This is a genomic window from Brevundimonas sp. 2YAF1 (genome assembly GCF_052114745.1).
Classification (GTDB): domain Bacteria; phylum Pseudomonadota; class Alphaproteobacteria; order Caulobacterales; family Caulobacteraceae; genus Brevundimonas.
The window spans coordinates 73,270-95,504 of sequence record NZ_JBFRFI010000006.1; the positions used below are offsets into that span (position 1 = coordinate 73,270).

General features: G+C 67.3%; 25 protein-coding genes. 16 read left to right on the forward strand and 9 right to left on the reverse strand.

The annotated features are described in order from the left end of the window. Positions 1–179: 179 nt before the first annotated feature. The 4 genes from AB4Y68_RS09740 to folE all read right to left on the reverse strand — a co-directional run bounded on the left by AB4Y68_RS09740 (position 180) and on the right by folE (position 4,207). Positions 180–965, reverse strand: a complete 786-nt coding sequence (locus AB4Y68_RS09740) for a hypothetical protein (protein ID WP_441455386.1) — start codon at positions 963–965, stop codon at positions 180–182. Positions 966–984: 19 nt separating this feature from the next. After that, positions 985–2,814: a gamma-glutamyltransferase family protein gene (locus tag AB4Y68_RS09745; RefSeq protein WP_441455387.1), complete on the reverse strand. Its 1,830-nt coding sequence runs from the start codon at positions 2,812–2,814 to the stop codon at positions 985–987. 149 nt (positions 2,815–2,963) lie between these two features. Beyond that, positions 2,964–3,404 (reverse strand): biopolymer transporter ExbD, encoded by a 441-nt coding sequence (locus AB4Y68_RS09750; RefSeq protein ID WP_441455388.1) that lies wholly within the window; start codon positions 3,402–3,404, stop codon positions 2,964–2,966. Positions 3,405–3,589: 185 nt separating this feature from the next. Further along, positions 3,590–4,207 (reverse strand): GTP cyclohydrolase I FolE, encoded by a 618-nt coding sequence (gene folE / locus AB4Y68_RS09755; RefSeq protein WP_441455389.1) that lies wholly within the window; start codon positions 4,205–4,207, stop codon positions 3,590–3,592. A 131-nt stretch (positions 4,208–4,338) separates the two neighbouring features. Between folE and cysS the strand changes: the two genes are divergently transcribed. After that, positions 4,339–5,745 carry a cysteine--tRNA ligase gene (gene cysS / locus AB4Y68_RS09760; protein WP_441455390.1) on the forward strand — a complete coding sequence of 469 codons (1,407 nt, stop codon included), beginning with the start codon at positions 4,339–4,341 and terminating at the stop codon, positions 5,743–5,745. Positions 5,746–5,824: 79 nt separating this feature from the next. After that, complete coding sequence (locus AB4Y68_RS09765; protein ID WP_441455392.1) at positions 5,825–6,772, forward strand: homocysteine S-methyltransferase family protein; 948 nt, start codon at positions 5,825–5,827, stop codon at positions 6,770–6,772. On the opposite strand, the gene AB4Y68_RS09770 is transcribed toward AB4Y68_RS09765, so the two are convergent. Continuing rightward, complete coding sequence (locus AB4Y68_RS09770) at positions 6,769–8,055, reverse strand: lytic murein transglycosylase (RefSeq protein WP_441455393.1); 1,287 nt, start codon at positions 8,053–8,055, stop codon at positions 6,769–6,771. The genes AB4Y68_RS09765 and AB4Y68_RS09770 overlap by 4 nt on opposite strands. 355 nt (positions 8,056–8,410) lie before the next feature. On the opposite strand from AB4Y68_RS09770, the gene ykgO reads away from it, so the two are divergent. From ykgO to AB4Y68_RS09790, 4 genes are all read left to right on the forward strand, one after another. Continuing rightward, positions 8,411–8,536, forward strand: coding sequence for a type B 50S ribosomal protein L36 (gene ykgO / locus AB4Y68_RS09775; RefSeq protein ID WP_013479043.1), 126 nt, complete (start codon positions 8,411–8,413; stop codon positions 8,534–8,536). Between the two features lie 259 nt (positions 8,537–8,795). Next, on the forward strand, positions 8,796–9,077 hold the full coding sequence (locus tag AB4Y68_RS09780; RefSeq protein WP_441455395.1) for a DUF2312 domain-containing protein: 282 nt from the start codon (positions 8,796–8,798) through the stop codon (positions 9,075–9,077). Between the two features lie 236 nt (positions 9,078–9,313). After that, positions 9,314–9,631, forward strand: a complete 318-nt coding sequence (locus AB4Y68_RS09785) for a hypothetical protein (RefSeq protein ID WP_441455615.1) — start codon at positions 9,314–9,316, stop codon at positions 9,629–9,631. 124 nt (positions 9,632–9,755) lie between these two features. Beyond that, entirely contained in the window at positions 9,756–10,667 is a 912-nt protein-coding gene (locus AB4Y68_RS09790) for an alpha/beta fold hydrolase (RefSeq protein WP_441455396.1), read from the forward strand. Between the two features lie 70 nt (positions 10,668–10,737). On the opposite strand, the gene AB4Y68_RS09795 is transcribed toward AB4Y68_RS09790, so the two are convergent. The 3 genes from AB4Y68_RS09795 to AB4Y68_RS09805 form a co-directional block, all read right to left on the reverse strand. Beyond that, a complete protein-coding gene (locus AB4Y68_RS09795) occupies positions 10,738–10,980 on the reverse strand; it encodes a DUF2798 domain-containing protein (RefSeq protein ID WP_441455397.1) in 243 nt (80 codons plus the stop codon). 251 nt (positions 10,981–11,231) lie between these two features. Continuing rightward, complete coding sequence (locus AB4Y68_RS09800) at positions 11,232–12,689, reverse strand: sigma-54-dependent transcriptional regulator (RefSeq protein WP_441455398.1); 1,458 nt, start codon at positions 12,687–12,689, stop codon at positions 11,232–11,234. 120 nt (positions 12,690–12,809) lie between these two features. Then, positions 12,810–13,280, reverse strand: coding sequence for a DUF1203 domain-containing protein (locus tag AB4Y68_RS09805; protein WP_441455400.1), 471 nt, complete (start codon positions 13,278–13,280; stop codon positions 12,810–12,812). A gap of 83 nt (positions 13,281–13,363) precedes the next feature. Between AB4Y68_RS09805 and AB4Y68_RS09810 the strand changes: the two genes are divergently transcribed. The 9 genes from AB4Y68_RS09810 to AB4Y68_RS09850 all read left to right on the forward strand — a co-directional run bounded on the left by AB4Y68_RS09810 (position 13,364) and on the right by AB4Y68_RS09850 (position 21,092). After that, entirely contained in the window at positions 13,364–15,175 is a 1,812-nt protein-coding gene (locus AB4Y68_RS09810) for a M3 family oligoendopeptidase (protein ID WP_441455401.1), read from the forward strand. 196 nt (positions 15,176–15,371) lie between these two features. Further along, positions 15,372–16,721, forward strand: coding sequence for a serine hydrolase domain-containing protein (locus AB4Y68_RS09815; protein WP_441455403.1), 1,350 nt, complete (start codon positions 15,372–15,374; stop codon positions 16,719–16,721). Positions 16,722–16,795: 74 nt separating this feature from the next. Beyond that, a complete protein-coding gene (locus tag AB4Y68_RS09820; protein ID WP_441455404.1) occupies positions 16,796–17,044 on the forward strand; it encodes an aa3-type cytochrome c oxidase subunit IV in 249 nt (82 codons plus the stop codon). 232 nt (positions 17,045–17,276) lie between these two features. Further along, positions 17,277–18,410, forward strand: coding sequence for a Re/Si-specific NAD(P)(+) transhydrogenase subunit alpha (locus AB4Y68_RS09825; protein WP_441455405.1), 1,134 nt, complete (start codon positions 17,277–17,279; stop codon positions 18,408–18,410). Further along, entirely contained in the window at positions 18,407–18,640 is a 234-nt protein-coding gene (locus tag AB4Y68_RS09830; protein WP_441455406.1) for a hypothetical protein, read from the forward strand. The genes AB4Y68_RS09825 and AB4Y68_RS09830 overlap by 4 nt, the downstream gene beginning before the upstream one ends. A 2-nt stretch (positions 18,641–18,642) precedes the next feature. Continuing rightward, positions 18,643–18,969: an NAD(P) transhydrogenase subunit alpha gene (locus AB4Y68_RS09835; protein ID WP_441455407.1), complete on the forward strand. Its 327-nt coding sequence runs from the start codon at positions 18,643–18,645 to the stop codon at positions 18,967–18,969. After that, a complete protein-coding gene (locus tag AB4Y68_RS09840; protein ID WP_441455409.1) occupies positions 18,966–19,250 on the forward strand; it encodes a hypothetical protein in 285 nt (94 codons plus the stop codon). Before AB4Y68_RS09835 ends, AB4Y68_RS09840 begins: the two co-directional genes overlap by 4 nt. Before the next feature lie 9 nt (positions 19,251–19,259). Continuing rightward, positions 19,260–19,637 (forward strand): hypothetical protein, encoded by a 378-nt coding sequence (locus AB4Y68_RS09845; RefSeq protein ID WP_441455410.1) that lies wholly within the window; start codon positions 19,260–19,262, stop codon positions 19,635–19,637. Between the two features lie 33 nt (positions 19,638–19,670). Beyond that, positions 19,671–21,092 carry an NAD(P)(+) transhydrogenase (Re/Si-specific) subunit beta gene (locus tag AB4Y68_RS09850; RefSeq protein WP_441455411.1) on the forward strand — a complete coding sequence of 474 codons (1,422 nt, stop codon included), beginning with the start codon at positions 19,671–19,673 and terminating at the stop codon, positions 21,090–21,092. Here the strand turns inward: AB4Y68_RS09850 and AB4Y68_RS09855 are convergent. After that, positions 21,089–21,685: a hypothetical protein gene (locus tag AB4Y68_RS09855; protein ID WP_441455413.1), complete on the reverse strand. Its 597-nt coding sequence runs from the start codon at positions 21,683–21,685 to the stop codon at positions 21,089–21,091. The genes AB4Y68_RS09850 and AB4Y68_RS09855 overlap by 4 nt on opposite strands. Positions 21,686–21,839: 154 nt before the next feature. Between AB4Y68_RS09855 and AB4Y68_RS09860 the strand changes: the two genes are divergently transcribed. Next, positions 21,840–22,232, forward strand: a complete 393-nt coding sequence (locus AB4Y68_RS09860) for a cupin domain-containing protein (RefSeq protein WP_441455414.1) — start codon at positions 21,840–21,842, stop codon at positions 22,230–22,232. The last annotated feature ends 3 nt before the right edge of the window (positions 22,233–22,235 follow it).

Here is a 22,235-nt window from a genome sequence, read left to right on the forward strand (position 1 = left end):
GGGGAGGCTCCGGGCGCGGTCTGGGAGCGCTCGATATAGGCGCTGGATCAGCCTTCGCCATTCTCCAGCCAGTGGAAAATCCGGTCCACAGCGGCTCCATGCCCTTGCGGAAGGCGTCCCTGTGGCCGACGCGCCGCGCGCCGAACTCTAGGCGATTGACGCGGCGTCAGGTCAAGCGGTCAGTCTTTGGCGACAGGCGGCGAAGCTGTCACGGGGCCCAGCGCCAGGACGCCGTCGAACGCGCCTTCGCCGTAGGGGGTGAGCATGACGCCTCGCGCTGTGGCGTCGTAGCTGGCCGCCATCGGATTGGCGCCGCAAGCGTCCTGTCCGCAGTTCCAGGCTGTTCCGCCCTGTTGAACGACAAGCAGGCTGACGACTTCCTTGGCCGGAAGAAGGGCCGTCGCCGGCATGAGGTCGAAGCGTTCGAGATGAGTCTTGCGGGCGTGGATATTCCCGACGAGCGCCAGAACCCGCGCCTCCGGACGGGCATGAAGCGCGTCAGCAAGGCCAACCGCCATGTCGAGTTCATAGTAGTTCTGCGACAGGCTGCGCGGTCGGGATCGGTTAGGCTGGAAGGCGTGGAAGGCCACGTCGCGCCCCTCGGCCTTCAGGCCCCGAACCGATTCGAGCATGGCGAGCATGGCCGTGCTGGATCGACCGTCGGCCATCTTCGGGTCGAGGAACATGGTGCCGTTCAGCGTCGCGGCGGCGGCATCGGCGTCGGGCGCCGCCAGGAAGGCGTCGAGCTGAGGCTGCATCGACTGAGGCAACTCCAGAGCGACGGTCACGGCTCCCTGCGCGGCGGCGGCGCAGACCATTTCGGCGAAGGCGGCCGGCGTTTCCGTCGTGCCGTGCATCTCTCCCACAACCACGAAGCGGGTTTCCGGGCGCCACAAGGCGTCCGTGCCGGTTGGAGCCGAACAGGGCGTCGTGGCGAGAAGAGCGGCGGACAAAAGCGCAAGCATCGGATGGTCCTTTCCGGGATCAATAGGCCAGGGCGTTGCCGTCCTTGCGCATTTCGGTGGCGGCGCCGTAGGTCCAGCGGCCCTGTGCGTTGATCTGCTTCATGACGTTCTGATAGCCGCCGAAGCCGCCGTCGGGCGGGCCGAGGTCCCAGCCCATCGCGGTCAGTCGCTGCTTGGTCGCTGCCGGCACGCCGGATTCCAGGTGCAGCTTGCCGACGCCCTCGGCGGGCTGGCCGGTCGGCTCGGACGAGCCGTAGTGCTGCCAGCGCGGGCTGTCGCCGGCCTCCTGCGGGTCCAGGCCGTAGTCGACCATGTTGATGATGATCTGGGCCTGACCCTGGGGCTGCATCCCGCCGCCCATGACGCCATAGGCCAGCCAGGGCTCGCCGTCCTTGCAGGCGAAGCCGGGGATGATGGTGTGGAAGGGGCGCTTGCCCGGCGCATAGACGTTGGGGTGGCCGTCGGTCAGGGCGAACAGTTCGCCCCGGTCCTGGAACATGAAGCCCAGCGTCCGCCCGTCGGGGCCATCGGGCGTCAGGCCGGAGCCCATGCCGCGATAGTTGGACTGGATCCAGCTGACCATCATCCCGTCCTTGTCGGCCACGCTGAAATAGGTGGTGTCGCCCTGGGTCGGGGCGTCGCCGGGGAAGACCCGGTCCATGACGCGGTCGGGGTTGATCAGTTTCGCCCGCTCGGCGGCGTAGGTCTTGGAGTTCAGCCAGGCGGTCGGGGCCTTGCTGAACCGCTCGTCGGCGAAGTAGCGGGCGCGGTCCTCGAAGGCCAGGCGCTTGGCCTCGGCCTGGTGGTGGATGGAGGCGGCGGACTGGAAGCCCATGCCCTTCAGGTCGAACTGCTCGCAGATGTTCAGGATCTGGTTGGTCGACAGGCCCTGGGTGTTCGGCCCCAGGCTATAGACTTCGACCCCGCGATAGGTGGTCATCAGCGGCTCGACCCATTCGGTGCGATGGGCGGCCAGGTCGGCGCGGGTCATCCAGCCGCCGATGCGCTTGAAGTAGCGTTCGATATGGTCGGCGATCACGCCGTCATAGAAGGCGTCGCGGCCGCCCTCGGCGATCAGGCGCAGGGTGCGGCCGAGGTCCGGGTTGGCGAAGACCTCGCCCACGCGCGGGGTTCGGCCGTTAGGGCGATAGACCTTCTGACGGTTGTCATTCTCTTCGATCTGGGCGGCGGCGCGGTCGAAGCCGACCATGTTTCGCTCCAGATACCAGGCGATGACCTGGGGCATGGGCACGCCCTGTTCGCACAGTTCTGCGACGGGCAGCAGGACGTCCTTCCACGGCAGCTTGCCGTAGCGCTGGTGCGCGCTCCACCAGGCGTCGACCGTGCCGGGCACGTTGACGGTCACGGCGCCGTATTTGGGCAGGTAGCCGTCCGGGCCGGCCTTGGAACGGGCGGTGGCCAGAGACAGGCCGCGCGGGCTGTTTCCCGAGCCGTTGAAGCCGACGACCTTCTTCTGGGTCGGGTCCCACATCAGGCAGAAGGCGTCGCCGCCGATGCCGTTGGCGGTCGGCTCAAGGAAGCCCAGGGCGGCGTTGATGGCGATGGCGGCGTCGATGGCCGAGCCGCCGCGCCGCAGGGTGTCCAGACCGATCAGGGTGGCGGCGGGGTGGGCCGTGGCGGCTGCGCCGTTGGCGCCCCAGACGGTCGAGCGGCCGACGAACTTGGGTCCCGTCACTCGGTCGCCGATGCCGACGCCCGCATAGGGATCGGCCGGACGGGGGGCGGGGGCGGCGGGCCTGGGAGCCACGGCGGTCTGCGCGGCGGCTGAACCGGCTCCGGCCAGAAGGGCGCCTGCAGGCAGGGTGGACAGGAAGGTGCGGCGATGCATGGCGATTTCCCCCGAAATGAACAGCCTGCATCAAGGACCGGACGGCGGGCGGGAGCAAGCGTCGAGATGACGATCGGCGACGAATTCGGGCAAAGAAAAAGGGCCGCCCGACGGGGCGACCCTTTTCCTGATCCTCGGTGAAGAGGGTCTTAGCTGATGTCTTCGTTCAGAAGGCCGACCTTGTAGAAGCCGTTTTCCTGAAGCTTGTTCATGACTTCCATGAACTGGTTGTATTTCACTTCCGCCTGGGCGCGGACGAAGACGCGTTCTTCGCGGCAGTCGGTGGCCACATCCTGAGCCGCGCAGACGTCGGCCGGCAGGGTGGCGAGCGAGGTTTCCTTCTCGGCGATGTAGATGCCGCCCGCTTCTTGGATCGTGATGTACACGGGTTCCTTGGGCTTCTCGTTCGCGGCGGGCGGGGTCGCCGGCGGAAGGTCCAGCTTGATCGACACGGTGGCCAGCGGCGCGGCGACCATGAAGATGATCAGCAGCACCAGCATGATGTCGACGAACGGCGTGACGTTGATGTCCGCGTTCTGTTCGATCGTCTTGCCGCCTTGGCCCGCGGGACCGGAAAGTTTAGAGCCCATACGCCATCGTCTCCATCACGGCTCGCATTCTTCGGCGAGCAGCACTCAAAGGTATGGTTCGTCTCTTGGCGTCCCGCGCCGGGCTTGTAAAGCCGTCATGCGTGACGAATTCGCGTCATCGGGCAATAAGATTGCATAACCGGCCGTTTCGCAGGTGCGAGACGACCGGTTCAAACCCCTTGCTCTCAGCCCTTGGCCAGCCTGAGGAAGCGGTCAGCCAGGGCCGGGTCGTCCTTGAAGGCGCCGGTGAAGCGGGTGGTGATGGTGGTGACGTGGCGGTGATGCACGCCGCGCGTGGTCATGCACTGGTGGGCGGCGTCCAGCAGGACGGCGACGCCCCGCGGCTGCAGGTGCGATTCGATGGCTTCGATGATGTCGTTGGTCAGCGTCTCCTGGTTCTGCAGGCGACGGGCGTAGATCTCGACCACGCGCGCCAGCTTGGAGATGCCCACGACCTTTTCGCCCGGCAGATAGGCGACATAGGCCTTGCCCAGGAAGGGGGCCATGTGGTGCTCGCAGTGGCTCTCGATCTCGATGTCGCGCAGGATGACCATGTCGTCATAGCCGGTCACGTCCTCGAAGGTGCGCGACAGCTCCTTGCCGGCATCGGCGTCATAGCCGTCGAACCATTCGCCATAGGCGTCGACAACGCGCTTGGGCGTATCGATCAGGCCGGGACGTTCGGGATTGTCGCCCGCCCAGGCGATCAGGGTGCGCACGGCTTCAAGCGCCTGCTCGCGGCTGGGGCGCTTGAGGGCTTCCTCGTTGGCGACGAGAACGGGCTTGGCGGGCGTGTTGCTCATGAATCTGTCCAACGGCGGCGGGGGAGGGCCCGCTGCGGCTTACCTTTTACCAATGGGCGTAGGATGTGTATCAGGCCGCTATATGGGACAGGTTGTCCGTCCCGCAAGAAAACTCGCAAAGACTGCTCCTGATGCCGTTGCACATTCATGACACCCTGCGCCGTGAAAAGCGTCTGTTCGAACCGCGCGATCCGAGCCGGGTGACCCTCTATGTCTGCGGGCCGACGGTTTATGACTACGCCCATATCGGCAATGCGCGCCCGCCGGTGGTGTTCGACGTCCTGGTGCGGCTGCTGCGCCGGACCTATGGCGCGGATCAGGTGATCTACGCCCGCAACGTCACCGACGTGGACGACAAGATCAACGCCAAGGCCGCCCGTGAAGGTGTCGCCATCGGCGAGGTCACGGCCCGCTACGAGGCCGCCTATCTGGCCGACATGGGCCTGTTGAACGTGTCGCCGCCCGATCTCGCCCCGCACGTCACCGACTATATCGACGCCATCGTCAGCCAGATTCAGGCCATCGTCGACGCCGGCTGCGCCTATGCCGCCGAAGGTCACGTGCTGTTCGACGTGTCCAGCTACCCGGCCTACGGCGCGCTGTCGGGGCGCAATCTGGACGACATGATCGCCGGCGCCCGCGTCGAGATCGCGCCCTACAAGAAGAACCCGCACGACTTCGTCCTGTGGAAGCCGTCCAAGGCCGACGAGCCGTCCTGGCCGTCGCCGTGGGGCGAGGGGCGTCCCGGCTGGCATATCGAATGCTCGGCCATGATCGAACAGACCCTGGGCCTGCCTATTGACATCCACGGCGGTGGCATCGACCTGGTCTTCCCGCACCATGAGAACGAGATCGCCCAGGGCGTCTGCGCCCACGGCCACGCGCATGGGGATAAAGCGCATGACGAATACGCCCGCTACTGGATGCACAACGGCTTCCTGACCGTGGACGCGGAGAAGATGTCCAAGTCGATCGGCAACGTCCTGCTGCTGCACGATCTGGTGCAGGCCGTGCCGGGCGAGGTGGTGCGCTGGGCCTTGTTGAGCGCGCATTATCGTCAGCCTCTGGACTGGAACCAGACCCTGCTGGAGCAGAGCCGCAAGAACCTCGACCGCCTGTACGGCGCCCTGCTGCGGGCGACGGCGGTCGAACCTTTGACGGACGAACCCCCGGCGGAGTTCCTGAAAGCCGTCGAAGACGATCTGAACACGCCCGGCGCCATGGCGGTGCTGTTCGGCCTGTCCAGCGAGATCGAGCGCGGCATGACCGCTGGCGACATCGCGGCGGTGGGGACCGCCAAGGGGCAACTGATCGCGGCGGGATCGATTCTCGGCGTGCTGCTGGCCGATCCGTCGGAATGGTTCTCGGGCGTGGACGAAGGCCTGAAGGTCGAGGTCGAAGCCCTGCTGGCCGAACGTCAGACGGCGCGCGCCGAAAAGGACTGGGGCGAAGCCGACCGCATCCGCGACCGCCTGAACGAGCTGAACGTGGTCGTCATGGATGGCCCGCAGGGCGCGACGTGGCGGGTGAAGGGCTGAGTCTTTTCTCGGATCTGCGGGAACGGTGAAATCTGATATGGATGGGGTCGGAACACAGGCGGAACCGGGAGATTAGCCTATGTCTCGTTTCAGAAATGCGCTGCCCCAGCTTGGCGGCGACATGTTCCTGACCGACGCCGGTCTGGAAACCGACCTCATCTTCAACCGCAACATTCCGATCCGGGAGTTCGCTGCCCACACGCTGCTGCCCGACCCGGCAGGGCGCGCGGCTCTGGAGGCCTATTTCAGCGGCTTTCTGCGTCTGGCGCAGGAGGTGGGCGCCGGGTTCATCCTCGACGCCGTGACGTGGAAGGCGCAGCGGCGCTGGGCGTCTGATCTCCAGGCGTCGATCGAAGAACTGCAGGCCGCGAACGAGGCGGCGGTGGCTTTCGCCGCCGCCCTGCGTGATCGCGCGGACAATGCCCGGCCCATCGTCCTGGGCGCCTTGATCGGCCCTCAGGGCGACGCCTACCGACCGGAGCGCCGCATCGCGGCCGAAGACGCCGAGGGCTACTTCGCAGAGCAACTCGGCTGGCTGGCGGCGACCGAGGTCGACATGGTGACCGGCCTGACGTTCAACCAGGCGGGCGAAGCCGTCGGGTTGGTGCGCGCGGCGAAGGCCTTGGGCCTGCCTGCGGTGATTTCTTTCACGGTCGAAACCGATGGCGCGCTGCCCGACGGTCAGCCCCTGGCCGAGGCGATCGCGGAGGTGGACGCCGAAACCGATCAGGGCCCGGCCTATTTCATGATCAACTGCGCCCATCCCGATCATTTCGCCAGCGTTCTGGACGGGCGCGACTGGACCCGCCGGATTCGGGGCGTTCGCGCCAACGCTTCACGGCGCAGCCATGTCGAACTCGATGAAGCGCCCGATCTCGATGCGGGCGATCCCGATGAATTCGGCCAGTTGCACGGCAGGCTGCGTGACCGTCTGCCCTGGATCAACATATGGGGCGCCTGCTGCGGCGGCGACCTTCGCCATGTTAGCCGGATCGCCAGGGCCGTCAGCGACGGCCCGCCCGCTTAGCGCGCCTTTCGGATCAGCTCGTCGGCCAGCATGTCCGTCAGATAGCCGTCCGCGACCCGCCCGTTGGCCTGCTGCCAGCGGCGCAGGGCCGTGCGGGTGTTGGTGCCGATGACGCCGTCCACGCCTTGCGTGTCGAAGCCCATCTTGGTCAGGGCCGTCTGGGCGCCGACGCGCTGTTCGCGGGTCAGGGGGCCGTCGTTGGGCCAGGTCGCGGTCAGCGCAGGCTTGCCCTGCACCCCGTCGGCGATCAGGCCGATAGCGAGCGCATAGCTGACCGAGTTGTTGTAGCGCCGGATCACATAGTGGTTGGGCAGGGCCAGGAAGACCGGCCCCTTGGCGCCCTGCGGCAGCAGGATGGTCGCGCCCTCGGCGGCTTCATCGGCGTTCAGGACCGCGCCGTTGGCCAGACGCACGCCGCGCCCCGCCCAATAGGCCCAGTTGTGCTTCGGCCCCTCGGCCTGGCTGTAGTCGAAGCCGGCGGGCAGGATGACCTCATAGGCCCAGCCCTGGCCACGCTTCCAGCCGGCCTGGGCCAGCAGATTCGCCGCCGAGGCCAGGGCGTCGGCGTCCGAGCCCCAGATGTCGACCTTGCCGTCGCCGTTCTGATCGACGCCCAGCTTCAGATAGCTGTCGGGCATGAACTGGGTCTGGCCCATGGCGCCGGCCCAGCTGCCCTTCAGGCCTGCACGATCGCGACGACCGTCGACGACGATGTCGAGCGCGTTCTTCAACTGGTCCTCGGCCCAGGCGCGGCGGCGGCCTTCATAGGCCAGGGTCGCCAGCGAGCGGATCACGTCGAAATCGCCCTGAACCTGACCGAAGGCGCTTTCCTGAGCCCAGACGCCCAGAAGAATCTCGGTCGGCACGCCGAATCGCTGGGTCACCTCCCACGGCACGCGGTCGACGCGTTGGCGGGCCATGGCGATTCGCGAGGCCGCCGTGGCGCTCTTGATGTAGTCGCCGGCGGGGCGCGAGAATTCGGGCTGGTTGCGGTCCAGGCGGATGACGCTGGCGTTGGGCGTCACGTTCTGCAGCTCGCGCGAATACTCCCACTTCCGCGCGCCGCCGTGGCGGCTGAGGAAGCCCTGCTTCCACGCCTCGAAGCCCGCCTGATCATAGGCGTCCGACAGGTCCATGGCGGCCGGGGGCGGCGTCGAGGGCGGCGTGGCGGGGGCCGGCTCGACGACCGCCGGGGGCGCGGGCTGCGGCTGTGGCGGCGTCGGCATCATGGGCGCGCAGGCGGCGACCGAACCAAGCAGGACAAGACGATAAGCGATACGCATGACCACAGGCTAACGCCCCCGAATTCCACTACCAATCACAAGCGCGCGAAGCCTGTCGGGGTTTCCGTGATAAGGGTTAAGGCGGCGCTAACCTTTGCGACGGCGGTGCTTTTAACAGGCGGGAATCTGTCTTCGGACACGGCCCGGCGGCGGAGGCGCGACGTGCCGGACGGCCAGGTCCAGAGACGCTCCGTTCGACCCGGGGACAGGCTCCAGCGGAATCCCGGTGCGGAATGTTGACGAAAGGCGAGGGCCTCTCTATACGCACCGCTCCGCCGCAAGGTCCTGTCCGCAGGGTTTCGCGCATTTGTTTTTTGACGCCCTCACGGGCCTCCAATTTTCGGGACGTCCGACCATGAAGGTCCGCAGCTCGCTCAAGTCGCTCAAGACCCGCCACCGGGACTGCAAGATCGTTCGCCGCAAGGGCGTGGTCTATGTGATCAACAAGACCGACCCGCGCTTCAAAGCCAAGCAAGGCTAAGAACCGCGTCGGCGCCCGCAAGGGCGTCGCGGTTGCGATATCCACAAGGCTGCGGACATTGTCCGCGGCCTTTTTCGTGTCCGGCGTTGAGCCGCGCCGCGCGGCGTGGTTAGCGTCCGGGTCATTCTTGTTGCCCAATCGGCCTTTGGCCTGCTTGAGGGCGTTTGTGCTTAGTCGCTCTTGTTGGCCACGGCTGGCTGGGGCGATTCCCTTTCTGCTCTGACGGCCCTTGGCCTGCTTGAGTTCTGGAGTCTCTCCCATGGCCGACGACGCCCCCGCCTTCGACGCCTCTGCTGCTGACGTCCTGACCGCCACGGCTCAAGGCCGTCTGCGTTCCATCATCGAACGCCTGGAGCGCCTCGAAGAGGACAAGCAGGCCGTCATGGTCGACATGAAGGAGGTCTTCGCCGAGGCCAAGGGCGAGGGCTATGACGTCAAGGTGCTGCGCAAGGTCCTGCGCCTGCGCAAGCAGGACAAGGCCAAGCGTCAGGAAGAAGAAGCGATCCTGGACCTCTACCTGTCGGCCCTCGGCGAGATCTGAGGGAGGCGGGCCTGAAGCGCACCCCCTTCAAGCCCCCCTGCGACGGCCCTTCACGCTCCAGCAGCCTGAAGGGCGGCGACGCGAGCAAGCTGCGGTCCAGCGGCTTCTCGCGCTCAAGCAGTCCGAAGGACGGTAGCGCTCCCAAGCTGCGCTCAAGCAGCCCGAAGGGCGATAGCGCCAACAAGACTCGCTCAAGTAGTCCGAAGGACGGTAGCGCCCCTAAAAAGAAGCCTTCGCTGTCTCCCTGGGAGCAGCAGAAGGAAGCGGCCCAGCGGGCGGCCTTGAACGCCCTGAAACGCGCCCGCCGCTCGGCAGAGAAGGCGGGCGTTTCGCTGTCGGAATGGGAGGGCGAATTCCTCGATTCGGTGGGCGAGCGAATCCAGACCCACGGCCGCGCATTCGCCGACCCCGAGAAGGGCGCGCCCGGTCAAGCCTTGTCGACCATGCAAGGCCGCAAGCTGAAAGAAATCACCGCCAAGGCCAAGGGCGAGGAGCCCAAGCGTCGCTGGACGCGAACACCGACCCGCGATCTGGCGGATCCTGAGTCGGATTAAACCTTGGTCACAAAAGCAGAACGCTGTTTTCAAGTCGTCGAGCTTGCCTCTAAAGCGCCGTTTCAACAGTGACGGCAGAGAGGCCATTGTGCGCAAGCTTGCAGGAATCGTGTGCGGCCTGGTCATGGCCCAGACCCTGGTCATGGGGGGCCCTGTCGCCCAAGCTCATGACGTCCGGACGCTTGCGACCGGTGAGCACCAGCAGGTCGTGAACGGGGTGCGCCTCTGGTATCGCGTCGCGGGCCAGGCCGAGGGCGCGCCGGTCGTCTTCCTGCACGGGGGGCCCGGACAGGGCAGTCAGACCTTTGCCCGTTTTGCCGGACCCGAGCTCGAGCCGCATCTGCGCATGGTCTATCTGGACCAGCGGGGCAGCGGCCGCTCGGAACGGCCGTGGGACGAGGCCTACTCTCTGGATCTGCTGGTTGAGGATCTGGAGCAGCTGCGCAAGTTGTGGGGTGTGGAACAGATTGTGGTGGTCGGGCACAGCTTTGGCGCCATCATCGCGCTGGAATACGCCGCCCGTTACCCCAGTCATACCGAGCGGCTTATACTGACGGCTGCGCCGCCGGATTTACCGGGGGCCATAGAGGGGCAGTGCGACCGGCTGGCTGTGGTCGATCCCGAGGCCTATCAGCGCGCTGTGGAGCAAAAGCCTGAGGGGATGAAGGCCCGCTGCAATGCCTTTAGCGCTGGGCGCGCCTTCATCGATTCCGCCATGTTCCCGGACCCGGCCATCATGACTCTGGTGGATGAAACGGATGGGCAGGAGGGCCTGCGCAACACCGGCGAAATAGGGCGTGTCCTGTTCGGGCATGGCCTGATGGATTACCGCTTTGAGGGCCACAAGAGCCTGACAATGCCCGTCATGATCGTTGCGGGTGGGGCCGACTACCAGACGGGCGTGGGACCGCAGCGGGCGCTGGCGTCCGATCTGCCCAATGCACAGGTGCTGGAATATGAGGGCCGTGGACACTTCATGTTTGTCGAAGATCCTGCTCGGTTCGCCGCAGACGTGGTCGCCTTCCTGAAGCCCTGAGATCTGGCGTCGGCGCAACTGAAAGACTGACGACGCCGCAGCCGTCGCCGGCTACGGCGTCAGATCGCGTCTAGCGCGCCGAGCGGGCGGCCAGCAGGCCCATGATCCTGTAGGCCATCTTGAAGCCCAGCGGCCCCACGAACAGGGTGAAACAGAAGGCGATGGGCCAGGCCGTGATGAAGGCCTTGGGCCATTCCATCAGCCAGTGATGAGTGGGGCCAAGCGCGATCAGGCTCATGACGCCGGACATGGAGAAGGCCATCATCATGGTGATGAAGCCTTGGGCCAGCAGGAGGACTTTCTTCTCGTTCACGTCGTTCTCGCAATTGCGGACGGCGAACGAGGATCGAATACCCCGGGCGCCCTCCTGATCAGGTGGCGCCGCGGGTTCGCGCAAAAACTGCGCGACTAGATCTCGCCTGAGCGAGGGCCGGAATAACCACACCGGCCTCAAAATCTTTTCGACGGTCGCGGCAATAGAGGCGCCGATCGGTCGCGTCAAGCGATGCGGGACCGGGCGGGGCGCGCCGGGGCCGAATCGCTACGGGCCGAGGGTCTGAAGGCTCAGCCCGCTTCCTTCAGCTGCTCCTCCAGCCCCTGTTCGCGGACCTTTCGGTACAGGGTCGAGCGGCCGATGCCGAGGCGACGGGCGATCTCGCTCATGTGGCCGGAATAGACCTCGATGGCGTGCTGGATCAGGTCGCGTTCGATCTCTTCCAGGGTGCGCAGGTGGCCGCGCGCGTCGATGATGCGCACAGGACTGTCGGGCAGGGCCTCGGCCCCCGTGTCGCCAGCGGGCGTCTCGGCGCGGTCATGCGAGATGACGCCGCCCGAGGTCAGGGGCATGGCGACGCCCGAGATGGCCGGGAAGTCGTGCGGCTGCAACAGCGGCGAATCGGCCAGCACCAGGGCGCGATAGATCGAGTTTTCCAGCTGGCGCACGTTGCCGGGCCAGTCGAAGGCTTGCAGCAGGGCCATGGTCTCGACGGCGCAGCCAGCGACGCGCTTGCCTTCTTCCACGTTGAAGCGGGCGATGAAGTGCTCGACCAGGGCCGGGATGTCCTCGCGCCGTTCGCGCAGGGCCGGGGCCTCGATCGGGAAGACGTTCAGGCGGTAGAACAGGTCCTCGCGGAAGGCGCCTTCCTTGACCTGCTGGGCCGGGTCGCGATTGGTGGCCGAGACGATGCGGACGTCGACCTTGACCGCGCGCTTGGCGCCGACCGGGTCGATCTCGCCCTCTTGCAGAGCGCGCAGCAGCTTGACCTGCATGTCCAGCGGCAGTTCGCCGATCTCGTCCAGGAACAGGGTGCCGCCGTTGGCCTCCATGAACTTGCCGAGGTGTTTGTCGGTGGCGCCGGTGAAGCTGCCCTTCTCGTGGCCGAACAGGATCGACTCGACCAGGTTGGCGGGCAGGGCGCCGCAGTTGACGGCCACGAAGGGCTTGCCGGCCCGGTCCGAGGCGCCGTGCAGGGCGCGGGCGATGACCTCTTTACCCACGCCGCTTTCGCCGGTGATCAGAACCGGGATGCCGGACTTGGCGGCGCGGACGCCCAGAGCCTTGACCATGCGCATCGGCGGGCTGTCGCCGACGATGTCGTCGAACGAGGTGCGGCCCGAGACGTGCTTCTTCAGGCGGCCGATCTCGGCCGACAGCTGGGTCAACTGCAGGGCGTTGCGCACCCCGATCAGAAGGCGCTCAGGCCCGACCGGCTTGACGAAGAAGTCCTGGGCCCCGGCCTGCATGGCCTTGACCACGGTCTCGATGCCGCCGTTGGCGGTCAGGACGATGACCGGCACGGCCACGCCCGCCGTGCGGATCTCCGCCAGCGTCTCCAGCCCCGACAGGCCGGGCATGACGAGGTCCAGCAGCACCACGTCGGCCCCGCCGCCCTTGGTCAGGCGGTCGATCGCCTCGCCCCCGCTTTCGGCGTGGACGACGGCATAGCCTTCGCGGTCGAGCACCGCCTGAATCAGGCGGCGCTGCGTGGGATCATCGTCGACGACCAGAACGGTCTTGGCCATGTGAAACACACCCTAAAACATCACCGTAACGGCCGTCCTCGTTGCTCGGGATCGGCTCGTTTCGAGCTGACCCTAGGCCACAGGGGGTGAAGATCGGGTTTCGGAGAACTGAGTCAGGGGTTAACGGCGACAGGCGGCGGCCATGTAGCAGCCGCGCCGGGCGGTGTGGATGTGAACGGTCCGGATCGCGGGGTCGGCCAGGCGTTCGGCCAGCCAGGCCTCGACGGCCTCGTCCTGCGCGACCTCTGCATCCGTCATCATCCAGTCGCGATCATAGGCCCGCAGCGACAGCAGGCGACCGACCAGAATGGCGGGCAGGGCGTCCACGACGGGCGGCGCTTCCACGGCGGCTTCGCGCACGAAGATCGGCCCGGTCGCCCGATAGGGCGAAGCGGACGTCGTCAGGTGGCCGTGGTTGAGCAGGATCAGGCGCTCGCCGGGTTCGGCGTCGATCAGCGAGACGCGGCATGGGGCGCTGTTGGGCGTCTCCGCGATCATGCGTCGGGCGCCCTGTTGTTCCAAAGCTGCGTCGTCGAGGGCGAAGAGAGGCCGAAAGGGCGCGAGCGGCAGGGGGGTGATGCAATAGGTCATGGGGCGTCATCGCGCGGTGGGCCGAGCGTGTCTGGCGTCTTTCGGACGTTGCGTCCTGGGCCCGCCGTCTCCACAACAGCGGCATGAACGCGCCCATCCAGACCCCCGACCTGACCCCCGACTTGGCCGACGCCCCGCTGTGGGACCTGTCCGACCTCTACGCCTCGCGCGAGGATGCGCGCATCGCCGCCGACCTCGAGCGGACCAAGGCGTTGGTGGACCGGATGAACGCCTATCAGGGCCAGTTGGTCGGCCAGCGCGGCGAGGCGGCGGCGCTGGGTCAGGCGCTGGATCAGACCATTGAGCTGTACGAGCAGGCGGCGGACGTCATGGGCGGCCTCGGCGCCTACGCCTTCCTGGCGGCCTCCACGGCGCGCGACGATGCGGGCGCGCAAGGGTTCGAGGCCAATATCCGCGAGAAGATGACGGTCATCGCTGCGCCGACCGTCTGGCTGACGCTGGAGATCAACCAGCTGGACGAGGCCGAGATCGCCGCGGCTCTGACCGCCCATCCGGCCGCCGCGCGCTGGTCGCCCTGGCTGCGCCGGGTGCGGGCCATGAAGCCGCACGAGCTGTCCACCGAGCTGGAGACCTTCATCGCCGAGCGCGGCCCCATCCAGGCCCAGTGGCCGCGCCTGTTCGACGAGACCCTGGCGGCGCTGCGGGCCGAGGCGGACGGCGAGAGCCTGACCCTGTCGGAAGCCCTGAACCGCCTCAGCGACGCCGACGGCGCCAAGCGCGCGTCAGCCGCCGAGGGCCTGTCGCAAGCCTTCGCCGACAAGGCCCAGACCATGGCCATGGTCATGAACACCGTCGCCGCCGACAAGGCGCTGGAGGACAAGTGGCGCGGCTTCAAACGCCCCGCCGACAGCCGCCACCTGGGCAACGAGGTGGACGGCGAGAGCGTGGACGCCATGGCCGAGGCCGTGGCCGAAGCCTATCCGCGCATCTCGCACCGCTATTATGCGCTCAAGGCCAAGGCCATGGGCAAGACGGCGCTGGATCACTGGGATCGCAACGCCCCCATTGAGGCGACGCCGCCGCGCACCTATGACTGGGCTCAGGCCCGCGAGGTGGTGCTGGCCAGCTTCGGCGATCTGGGCGGCGACTTCGCCGAGCGCGCGGGCTGGTTCTTCGACCGGCCGTGGATCGACGCCAAGGCGCGGGCGGGCAAGCAGTCGGGGGCCTACGCCCACCCGGTGACGGCGGATCGCCACCCCTACGTCTTCCTGAACTGGATGGGCGAGCGGCGCGACCTGCTGACCCTGGCCCACGAGCTGGGCCACGGGGTGCACCAGACCCTGGCGGCGGCGCAAGGGAGCCTGCTGGCCGACACGCCGCTGACCCTGGCCGAGACGGCCTCCATCTTCGCCGAGGGTCTGACGTTTGATCGGCTGCTGGCCGAGGCGACGCCCGAGGATCAGCGCGCCCTGCTGGCCGGTCGCATCGAGGACGGGCTGAACACGGTGGTGCGCCAGATCGCCTTCCACCGCTTCGAGACCCGCTTCCACGACGAGCGCGCGGCGGGCGAGGTCCCCGTCGAGCGCATCGGCGAAATCTGGATGGAGGAGCTGGGATCCAGCCTCGGTTCGGCGGTGACGCTGAACCCGGGCTATGAGAACTGGTGGGCCTATGTCAGCCACTTCGTCCACTCGCCCTTCTATGTCTACGCCTACGCCTTTGGCGATCTGCTGGTCGCGGCCCTGATGGAGACGCGGGCCAAGGACCCGGCGGCGTTCACGCCCCTCTATCGCGACCTGCTGTCCGGCGGCGGGGCGCATACCTATGTCGAGGCGCTGAAACCCTTCGGCCTCAACCCGCGCGACCCGGCCTTCTGGACCATCGGCACCAAGCGGCTGGAGCGGCTGGTGGATCAGTTCGAGGCGCTGGGCTGAGAAAATCCCTTCTCCCCTTGCGGGAGAAGGTGGCCCGTCACGGCCGGATGAGGGGTTTCTCGACAGTGGATATTGGCGACGTTTGAGGCAGCGCGACCCCTCATCCGTCAGGCTTCGCCTGCCACCTTCTCCCGCAAGGGGAGAAGGAAGGGGTTCCGCCGTTGACAGCGGGCGCCGCGACGTAAAGCGTGGCGGTATGAAACACGCGTATCGCGCCCTCGCTCTCGCCGCCGTTCTCACCCTGCCGACGACGGCGCTGGCCCAGACGCCGCCGACCGCCAACCATCGCGCCCTGGCGGCGGGCTACAAGGCGCTGACGATGTGCAGCGCCCTGCATACGGCGAAGGAAGCGGGCGCGACCCGCACCCCGGCCAGCGTCGAGGCGAACGAGCTGGTGGGAATCTATCCCGAGCTTCAGCCTCTGGTCGACGGGATGACGGCCCAGATGTCGGGCGATGTCGTCTCCGTGGCCTGGGACGAGAGGGCCCCCGCGCGCGTCGCCGTCCACACGCCGGGACGCGGCTGCGTCATTCAGCCGATGGGCTATGTCGTGGGCGGCGCGCCCGCGCGGGCGCCGCAAGCGCGGCGGACCTCGGCGGCGGCCTTGCCGACGGGGCAGGCGCAGGGCGATGCGGCGGCGCTGGACGCCGCCGTGGCGCAGGCGTTCGGCGGCGGTTTCGGCGCGGGCGCCAATACGACCGGCGTGGTCGTGCTGCAGGACGGCCGGATCGTGGCCGAGAAATACGCCGAGGGCTTTGGCCCCAACACGCCCCAGCGCACCTGGTCGGTGGCCAAGAGCCTGGCCGGGACCCTGATCGGGGCGGCGGTCCAGCGCGGCGAGGTCGATGTGAAGGCCCCCGCCGCCATCGCCAACTGGCGGGGGCAGGGCGATCCGCGCGGCGCCATCACGCTGGAGGCCCTGATGCGGATGGCCTCCGGCCTGACCAGCGACACGGCGGGCAACCGCACCGACGCCCTCTATTTCGGCGGAACCGCCGTGGACGAGCAGGCGCCCGGCTGGCCGCTGCTGGCGCCGGTCGGCTCGACCTACCGTTACGCCAACAACGACACCCTGCTGGCGGTCCTAGCCGTCGCGCCGACGTTCGCCGCCCATCCGCCGGCTGAACTGTTCGACCGTCTGGGCATGACGCACACCTTCGCCGAGACCGATTGGCGCGGGAACTACATCCTGTCGAGCCAGGTCTGGACCACGGCGCGCGATCTGGCCCGCTTTGGCCAGCTCTATGTTCAGGATGGAGTCTGGGAGGGCGAGCGCATCCTGCCCGAGGGCTGGCGCGCCTTCGTCTCGACGCCCTCGGGGCCGCAGCCGCCGACCGGCGCCTTCGGCTATGGCGCGACCTTCTGGGTGATGAACCGGTCGGACGGCGTGCCCGCCGACGCCTTCGCCGCTTTCGGCAATCGCGGGCAGTATGTGGTGATCGTGCCCAGCCGCAACGTCGTCATCGTGCGGCGCGGCGAGGACCCGACGGGCAAGGGTTTCGACGTCGCCGCCTTCGCCCGCGACGTTCTGGCCGCGCTTGATTGAGGCGGGGCCTTGAGCAGCGCGCCCCGACCGCTATAAGGGCCGTCGAAATCTCGACTCTTTTTCGGAAGACCTGAATGGCCGACCAGCACGCAGACAACGCCGAACACGCCTATGTGCACGGCTCGATGGAAATCTCGGAACAGGTTTCGACCTGGCACCTGTTCCAGTTCCTGGCCAAGTGGGGCTCGCTGCTCATGGCCGCCGTCCTGCTGTTCCTGACGGTCTGGTTTGCGGTGGGCGCCGGCTTCATCGCGGGTGCCATCAGCGCCGTGGCCCTGTTCGTGGCCGGCTTCTTTGCCCTGCGCTCCAAGCCCGCGCACTGAGGCCCGCGCCGCGCTCGCGGCGTATCGAATCATGAAAGCCCGTCGAGCTTCGCGTTCGACGGGCTTTTTCGTGTCTTGAGTTGTAAACGGGCGGGTCGAAAGTTGCGTTTTGGGCGCGTAATTCGCCCTCTCGTCGCAACAAATCGTCAGGCTCGCGGGTCCATTTGCGCTTTGACGCCCGCTTCCGCTTCGTCCTAACGTTCGGGCTCTGGGGGACAAGGGAGGGATTCGCTTGGCTGTCGCCATCGCCGTGACCCGCGAGCGCCGTGAAGGCGAAGCGCGCTGCGCCGTAACGCCGGAGACGGTGAAGAAGCTGATCGCCCTGGGCGCGACCGTTGCGGTCGAGACCGGGACGGGGCTGGGCTCGTCCATTCCCGACGCGGACTACGTCGCGGCCGGCGCGACGGTGAGGCCCGACACCCGCGCGGTGCTGGAGGGGGCCGACATCGTGCTGAAGGTGCGCGGCCCGACGGCGCAGGAGACCAGCGCCCTGAAGCCCGGCGCCGTCGTCGTGGCCATGCTGGACGCCTATCGCGAAAAGGACACGGTCGAGGCGCTGAAAGGCGCCGGCGTCACCGCCTTCGCCATGGAATTCGTGCCGCGCATCACCCGCGCCCAGGTCATGGACGTGCTGTCGTCCCAGGCCAATCTGGCCGGCTATCGCGCGGTGATCGAGGCGGCCTACGCCTTTGGCCGCGGCTTCCCGATGATGATGACGGCGGCGGGCACGGTCGCCCCGGCCAAGGTCTTTGTCATGGGCGTCGGCGTGGCGGGCTTGCAGGCCATCGCCACGGCGCGGCGTCTGGGCGCGGTCGTCACCGCCACCGACGTGCGCCCGGCCACCAAGGAACAGGTCGAGAGCCTGGGCGCCAAATTCCTGGCGGTCGAGGACGAAGAGTTCAAGAACGCCCAGACGGCGGGCGGCTACGCCAAGCCGATGAGCCCCGAGTATCAGGCCAAGCAGGCCGTCCTGACCGGCGAACACATTAAGAAGCAGGACATCGTCATCACCACGGCCCTGATCCCCGGCCGCGCGGCGCCGGTTCTGGTCAGCGCCGAACAGGTGGCGTCGATGAAGCCCGGCTCGGTTCTGATCGATCTGGCGGTCGAGGCGGGCGGCAATGTCGCCGGCGCCAAGGCGGGCGAGGTCGTGACCACGGCGGGCGGCGTCTCCATCGTCGGCTACACCAACCTGCCGGGCCGGATCGCGGCCGACGCCAGCGCGCTTTACGCCCGCAACCTGGCCGCCTTCGTCGGGTTGATGCTGAAAGACGGCGCGGTGACGCTGGATCTGGAAGACGAAATCCTCAAGGCCGCCGTCGTGACGCACGGCGGGGCCGTGGTGCATGAGGGCGTGAAGGGATGATTCCGGCTCGTTTACGAAATGCGCTTTCGACCTTCTCGCTGGTCGCGATTTTCGGAGGCCCGATCTTCTGCGTCTTTGCGCTGATGATCGGCTTCGTCGAGGATAGTTCCGGCCAGGCATTCGGCCGAGGGCTCACAAACATTGCTCCGATCTTTTTTGGGAGCGTGCTCAACGGTGGTTTCTTGAGAGTCCTCATCAGCATTGATGCTCGACTGGAGCAAAGGGTCTGAACATGGAACACGTCGATCCCACCGTCTTCCGCCTGGCCATTTTCGTGCTGGCGATCTTTGTCGGTTATTATGTGGTGTGGAGCGTGACGCCCGCCCTGCATACGCCGCTGATGGCCGTGACCAACGCCATTTCCAGCGTCATCGTCGTCGGCGGCCTGATCGCCGCGGCGGCGCTCAGCCCCGAGGCCGCCGGGCCGAACGCCTGGATCGCCAAGGGCGCGGGCGTGGTCGCCGTCACGCTGGCCAGCGTCAACATCTTCGGCGGTTTTATGGTCACGCGACGGATGCTGGCCATGTACAAGAAGAAGGAAAGGCCCAAGGCCTCGTGATCTTCTCGCCCGCCCTGTTCGCCTACTACGTCTCCTGGGCCGCCACCGGCCTGGGCGTGGCCCTGTGGATCTGGAGCTGGCTGCGAGTGAAAGACCCCATCGGCAAGCTGCGGTTCCAGGACTGCGGCGTGGTGCTGGTCTTCGCCGCCGTATTGACGCGGATCGTCATCCAGGACCGCGAGATGACGGTCTTCGACTGGGCCATGTTAATATTGGGGCCGCTGTTCATCGCCGCCGCGTTGTGGCGGCTGACCCGCACCCAAAGTCTGACCAAACGCTAAGAGTATGTGATGAAGACCACCCTGATTTTCGCCGCCGCCCTGACCGCCGCCGTCGCCGCGTCCGGCGCCGCCTCGGCCCAGCACACGGAAGAAGTCGGCCAGAACCCTTACGGCGGCCTGCACTGGTCCGTCGCCGCGCCGCAGGGCGCCACCTGGGCGCTGCAGTGCCAGTTTGCGCCGGTGACCGTGCGCGGCATCCATATGAACCGCATCAATCACACGGGCACGGGCCCCATGGCCGGTCGCCTGCCGGGCGATAACGGCAGCTGCCGCCTGACCAAGACGGGCGGCGAAGGCTCCGTCGGCGTCGCCCTCGTCAAGAACGGTCAGGCCACCGCCGCCGGCACGCGCGATCCGGCCAAGCCGGCTGTCATCAACGTTTTCTGACCACGCTGAAATAACCCCGGGGGAGGGGATCTGATGAACGCATCCATAGCCGCGTTGGCCTATCTGGCCGCGGGGGTCCTGTTCATCCTCTCCCTCAGGGGCCTGTCCAGCCCCGAGACCAGCCGACGCGGCAATACCCTGGGCATGATCGGCATGGGGCTGGCCGTCGGCGTGACCCTGCTGACGCTGGCGACCTCTGGCGCGCTGGATAGGCTCACCCTCGCCTTGATCGGCGGCGGCGTCGTGGTCGGCGGCGGCGCGGGGGCGCTGATCGCCAGGCGGGTGCCGATGACGGCCATGCCGCAGCTGGTCGCGGCCTTCCACTCGCTGGTCGGTCTGGCTGCCTGTCTGGTGGCGGTCGGGGCCGTCTATGCGCCCGACGCCTTCGGCATCATGACCGCGACCGGCGGCATCAAGACCCTGTCGATCGTCGAGCTGTCGCTGGGCGTGGCCATCGGCGCCGTCACCTTCACCGGCTCGGTCATCGCCTTCGCCAAGCTGAACGGGAACATGAGCGGATCGCCGATCCTGCTGCCGGCGCGGCACCTGATCAACATCGGCCTGGCCCTGGCCCTGGTCTTCCTGATCGGCGTGCTGATCGTCACCGGCGGCACGGCCATATGGGCCTTCTGGGGCGTCTTCGCCATCGCGCTGATCCTCGGCGCGACCCTGATCATCCCCATCGGCGGGGCCGACATGCCCGTCGTGGTGTCGATGCTGAACTCCTATTCCGGCTGGGCCGCTGCGGCCCTGGGCTTCACGCTGGAAAACATCGCCCTGATCATCACCGGCGCCCTGGTCGGCTCGTCCGGCGCCATCCTCAGCTACATCATGTGCAAGGGCATGAATCGCAGCTTCATCAGCGTCATCCTGGGCGGCTTCGGCGGCGGCGATGCGGCAGCAGCCGGCGGCGCGGGCGCGGTCGAAACCCGTCCCGTCAAGCAGGGCTCGGCCGAGGACGCCGCCTTCATCCTGAAGAACGCGTCCAAGGTCATCATCGTCCCGGGCTACGGCATGGCCGTGGCCCAGGCCCAGCACGCTCTGCGCGAAATGGCCGACAAGCTGAAGGAAGAGGGCGTCGAGGTTAAGTACGCCATCCACCCCGTCGCGGGCCGGATGCCGGGCCACATGAACGTCCTGCTGGCCGAGGCCAACGTCCCCTATGACGAGGTGTTCGAGCTGGAGGACATCAACTCCGAGTTCTCCTCCGCCGACGTGGCCTTCGTCATCGGCGCCAACGACGTGACCAACCCCGCCGCCAAGACCGACCCGCAATCGCCCATCTACGGCATGCCGGTGCTGGACGTGGAGAAGGCCGGCACCGTCCTCTTCATCAAGCGCGGCATGGCGGCCGGTTACGCCGGGGTCGAGAACGAACTCTTCTTCCGCGACAACACCATGATGCTGTTCGCCGACGCCAAGAAGATGGTCGAAGGGATCGTGAAGGCGCTCTAGGGCGCGGGCGCCTCGGGCCGACAGTCGCCGTAGGCTTCGTTATAGGGGCGACCAAAGCAGGCGATCAGACCGTCGAGCACATCGAGGTTCATTGGCCATGTCAGGGTGAAGCCGTAGGCGGCCTTGAAGCGTTCGGCGGCGCGATCGAAATCGACGGGCTTGGGCGTCTCGGCCAGTCGTTCCCTGGCGGCGAGCAGACCTGGCCGATCCTGATGAAGGAAGGCGATGGTCCCTAGGGCGTAGTCCGAAAAACCGCTGTTGGGGGGTTCCGGATCCACCCCTGCCATCATCAGCCGCGTCGCGGCCTCGGTCTGGCCGAGGCCCGCGCGAAGCTGGCCTTCGTGCCAGAAGTTGATGTGCAGTTCGCCGGGCGTCAGTTCGCCCCAATGCGCCTTGCGGTAGGCGGCCAGAAGGTCGGCGGCGGCAGCCGCGCATTCGGGCTTTTCACCCAGGGTTCGCCAGCCGCCCTCAAGATCCTGATCGAAGGCCGCCGGCGACAGCGCCAGAAGCGCCGCCCGATCATGGGGGCAAGGGTCAGTGGCGGCGGCAGGCTGCGCCTGCGCCATGGCCAGAGACATAAGCGCAATCAACATGGTTCCCCTCCTGCGACGTGAACGTCGGTGATTAAAAAGATCGGTGTTTTGCGGCTAAAGTGCGGCTGTTGAGGCGGGGCATTGGCGCCGCTGGCGAACAGCGCCATCAAGGCTCGGATACCTGTATCGGACGGTCATGACGGGGGAGGGTGAAGTGGATTTCAGCGCGGACGAGATCATCGCCAACCTGTCGCTGACGCCGCATGCCGAGGGCGGGCATTTCCGCACCATGGCGCGCGATCCGGGGCTGGCGGCCTGCGGGTCGGAGGCCTCGACTGACTATCGTCTGCTGACGGCGGACGAGGCGGGCGAGTGGCGTCTGGTCGAGACGACCGAAATCTGGGCCTTCTACATGGGCGCGCCGATGGAGCTGGAGATCGTCACCGACACGGGGCGGCGCCCGGTGGTCGTGGGGCCTGACCGGCCTCAGGCGGCTGCGGAGCGCGGCGCGTGGCGTCGGGTCCGCAGCCTCGGCGACTGGACCCTGGCCAGTTGTTCGACCGCGCCGGGGCTGGCTGCGGACGCCGTCGAGTCCGCACCCGTCTGAAGT

Excerpts from the sequence above, each read along its gene's own strand:
- AB4Y68_RS09780 (WP_441455395.1), top strand. The coding sequence starts at position 8,796 with ATGGCCGACGACGCCCCCGCCTTCGACGCCTCTGCTGCTGACGTCCTG.
- AB4Y68_RS09830 (WP_441455406.1), top strand. The coding sequence starts at position 18,407 with ATGATTCCGGCTCGTTTACGAAATGCGCTTTCGACCTTCTCGCTGGTC.
- cysS (WP_441455390.1), top strand. The coding sequence starts at position 4,339 with ATGCCGTTGCACATTCATGACACCCTGCGCCGTGAAAAGCGTCTGTTC.
- AB4Y68_RS09805 (WP_441455400.1), bottom strand. The coding sequence starts at position 13,280 with ATGACCTATTGCATCACCCCCCTGCCGCTCGCGCCCTTTCGGCCTCTC.
- AB4Y68_RS09765 (WP_441455392.1), top strand. The coding sequence starts at position 5,825 with ATGTCTCGTTTCAGAAATGCGCTGCCCCAGCTTGGCGGCGACATGTTC.
- AB4Y68_RS09740 (WP_441455386.1), bottom strand. The coding sequence starts at position 965 with ATGCTTGCGCTTTTGTCCGCCGCTCTTCTCGCCACGACGCCCTGTTCG.
- AB4Y68_RS09810 (WP_441455401.1), top strand. The coding sequence starts at position 13,364 with ATGAACGCGCCCATCCAGACCCCCGACCTGACCCCCGACTTGGCCGAC.
- AB4Y68_RS09855 (WP_441455413.1), bottom strand. The coding sequence starts at position 21,685 with ATGTTGATTGCGCTTATGTCTCTGGCCATGGCGCAGGCGCAGCCTGCC.
- AB4Y68_RS09845 (WP_441455410.1), top strand. The coding sequence starts at position 19,260 with ATGAAGACCACCCTGATTTTCGCCGCCGCCCTGACCGCCGCCGTCGCC.
- AB4Y68_RS09815 (WP_441455403.1), top strand. The coding sequence starts at position 15,372 with ATGAAACACGCGTATCGCGCCCTCGCTCTCGCCGCCGTTCTCACCCTG.
- AB4Y68_RS09745 (WP_441455387.1), bottom strand. The coding sequence starts at position 2,814 with ATGCATCGCCGCACCTTCCTGTCCACCCTGCCTGCAGGCGCCCTTCTG.
- AB4Y68_RS09835 (WP_441455407.1), top strand. The coding sequence starts at position 18,643 with ATGGAACACGTCGATCCCACCGTCTTCCGCCTGGCCATTTTCGTGCTG.
- AB4Y68_RS09790 (WP_441455396.1), top strand. The coding sequence starts at position 9,756 with ATGGCCCAGACCCTGGTCATGGGGGGCCCTGTCGCCCAAGCTCATGAC.
- AB4Y68_RS09850 (WP_441455411.1), top strand. The coding sequence starts at position 19,671 with ATGAACGCATCCATAGCCGCGTTGGCCTATCTGGCCGCGGGGGTCCTG.
- AB4Y68_RS09770 (WP_441455393.1), bottom strand. The coding sequence starts at position 8,055 with ATGCGTATCGCTTATCGTCTTGTCCTGCTTGGTTCGGTCGCCGCCTGC.
- ykgO (WP_013479043.1), top strand. The coding sequence starts at position 8,411 with ATGAAGGTCCGCAGCTCGCTCAAGTCGCTCAAGACCCGCCACCGGGAC.
- AB4Y68_RS09750 (WP_441455388.1), bottom strand. The coding sequence starts at position 3,404 with ATGGGCTCTAAACTTTCCGGTCCCGCGGGCCAAGGCGGCAAGACGATC.
- folE (WP_441455389.1), bottom strand. The coding sequence starts at position 4,207 with ATGAGCAACACGCCCGCCAAGCCCGTTCTCGTCGCCAACGAGGAAGCC.
- AB4Y68_RS09800 (WP_441455398.1), bottom strand. The coding sequence starts at position 12,689 with ATGGCCAAGACCGTTCTGGTCGTCGACGATGATCCCACGCAGCGCCGC.
- AB4Y68_RS09820 (WP_441455404.1), top strand. The coding sequence starts at position 16,796 with ATGGCCGACCAGCACGCAGACAACGCCGAACACGCCTATGTGCACGGC.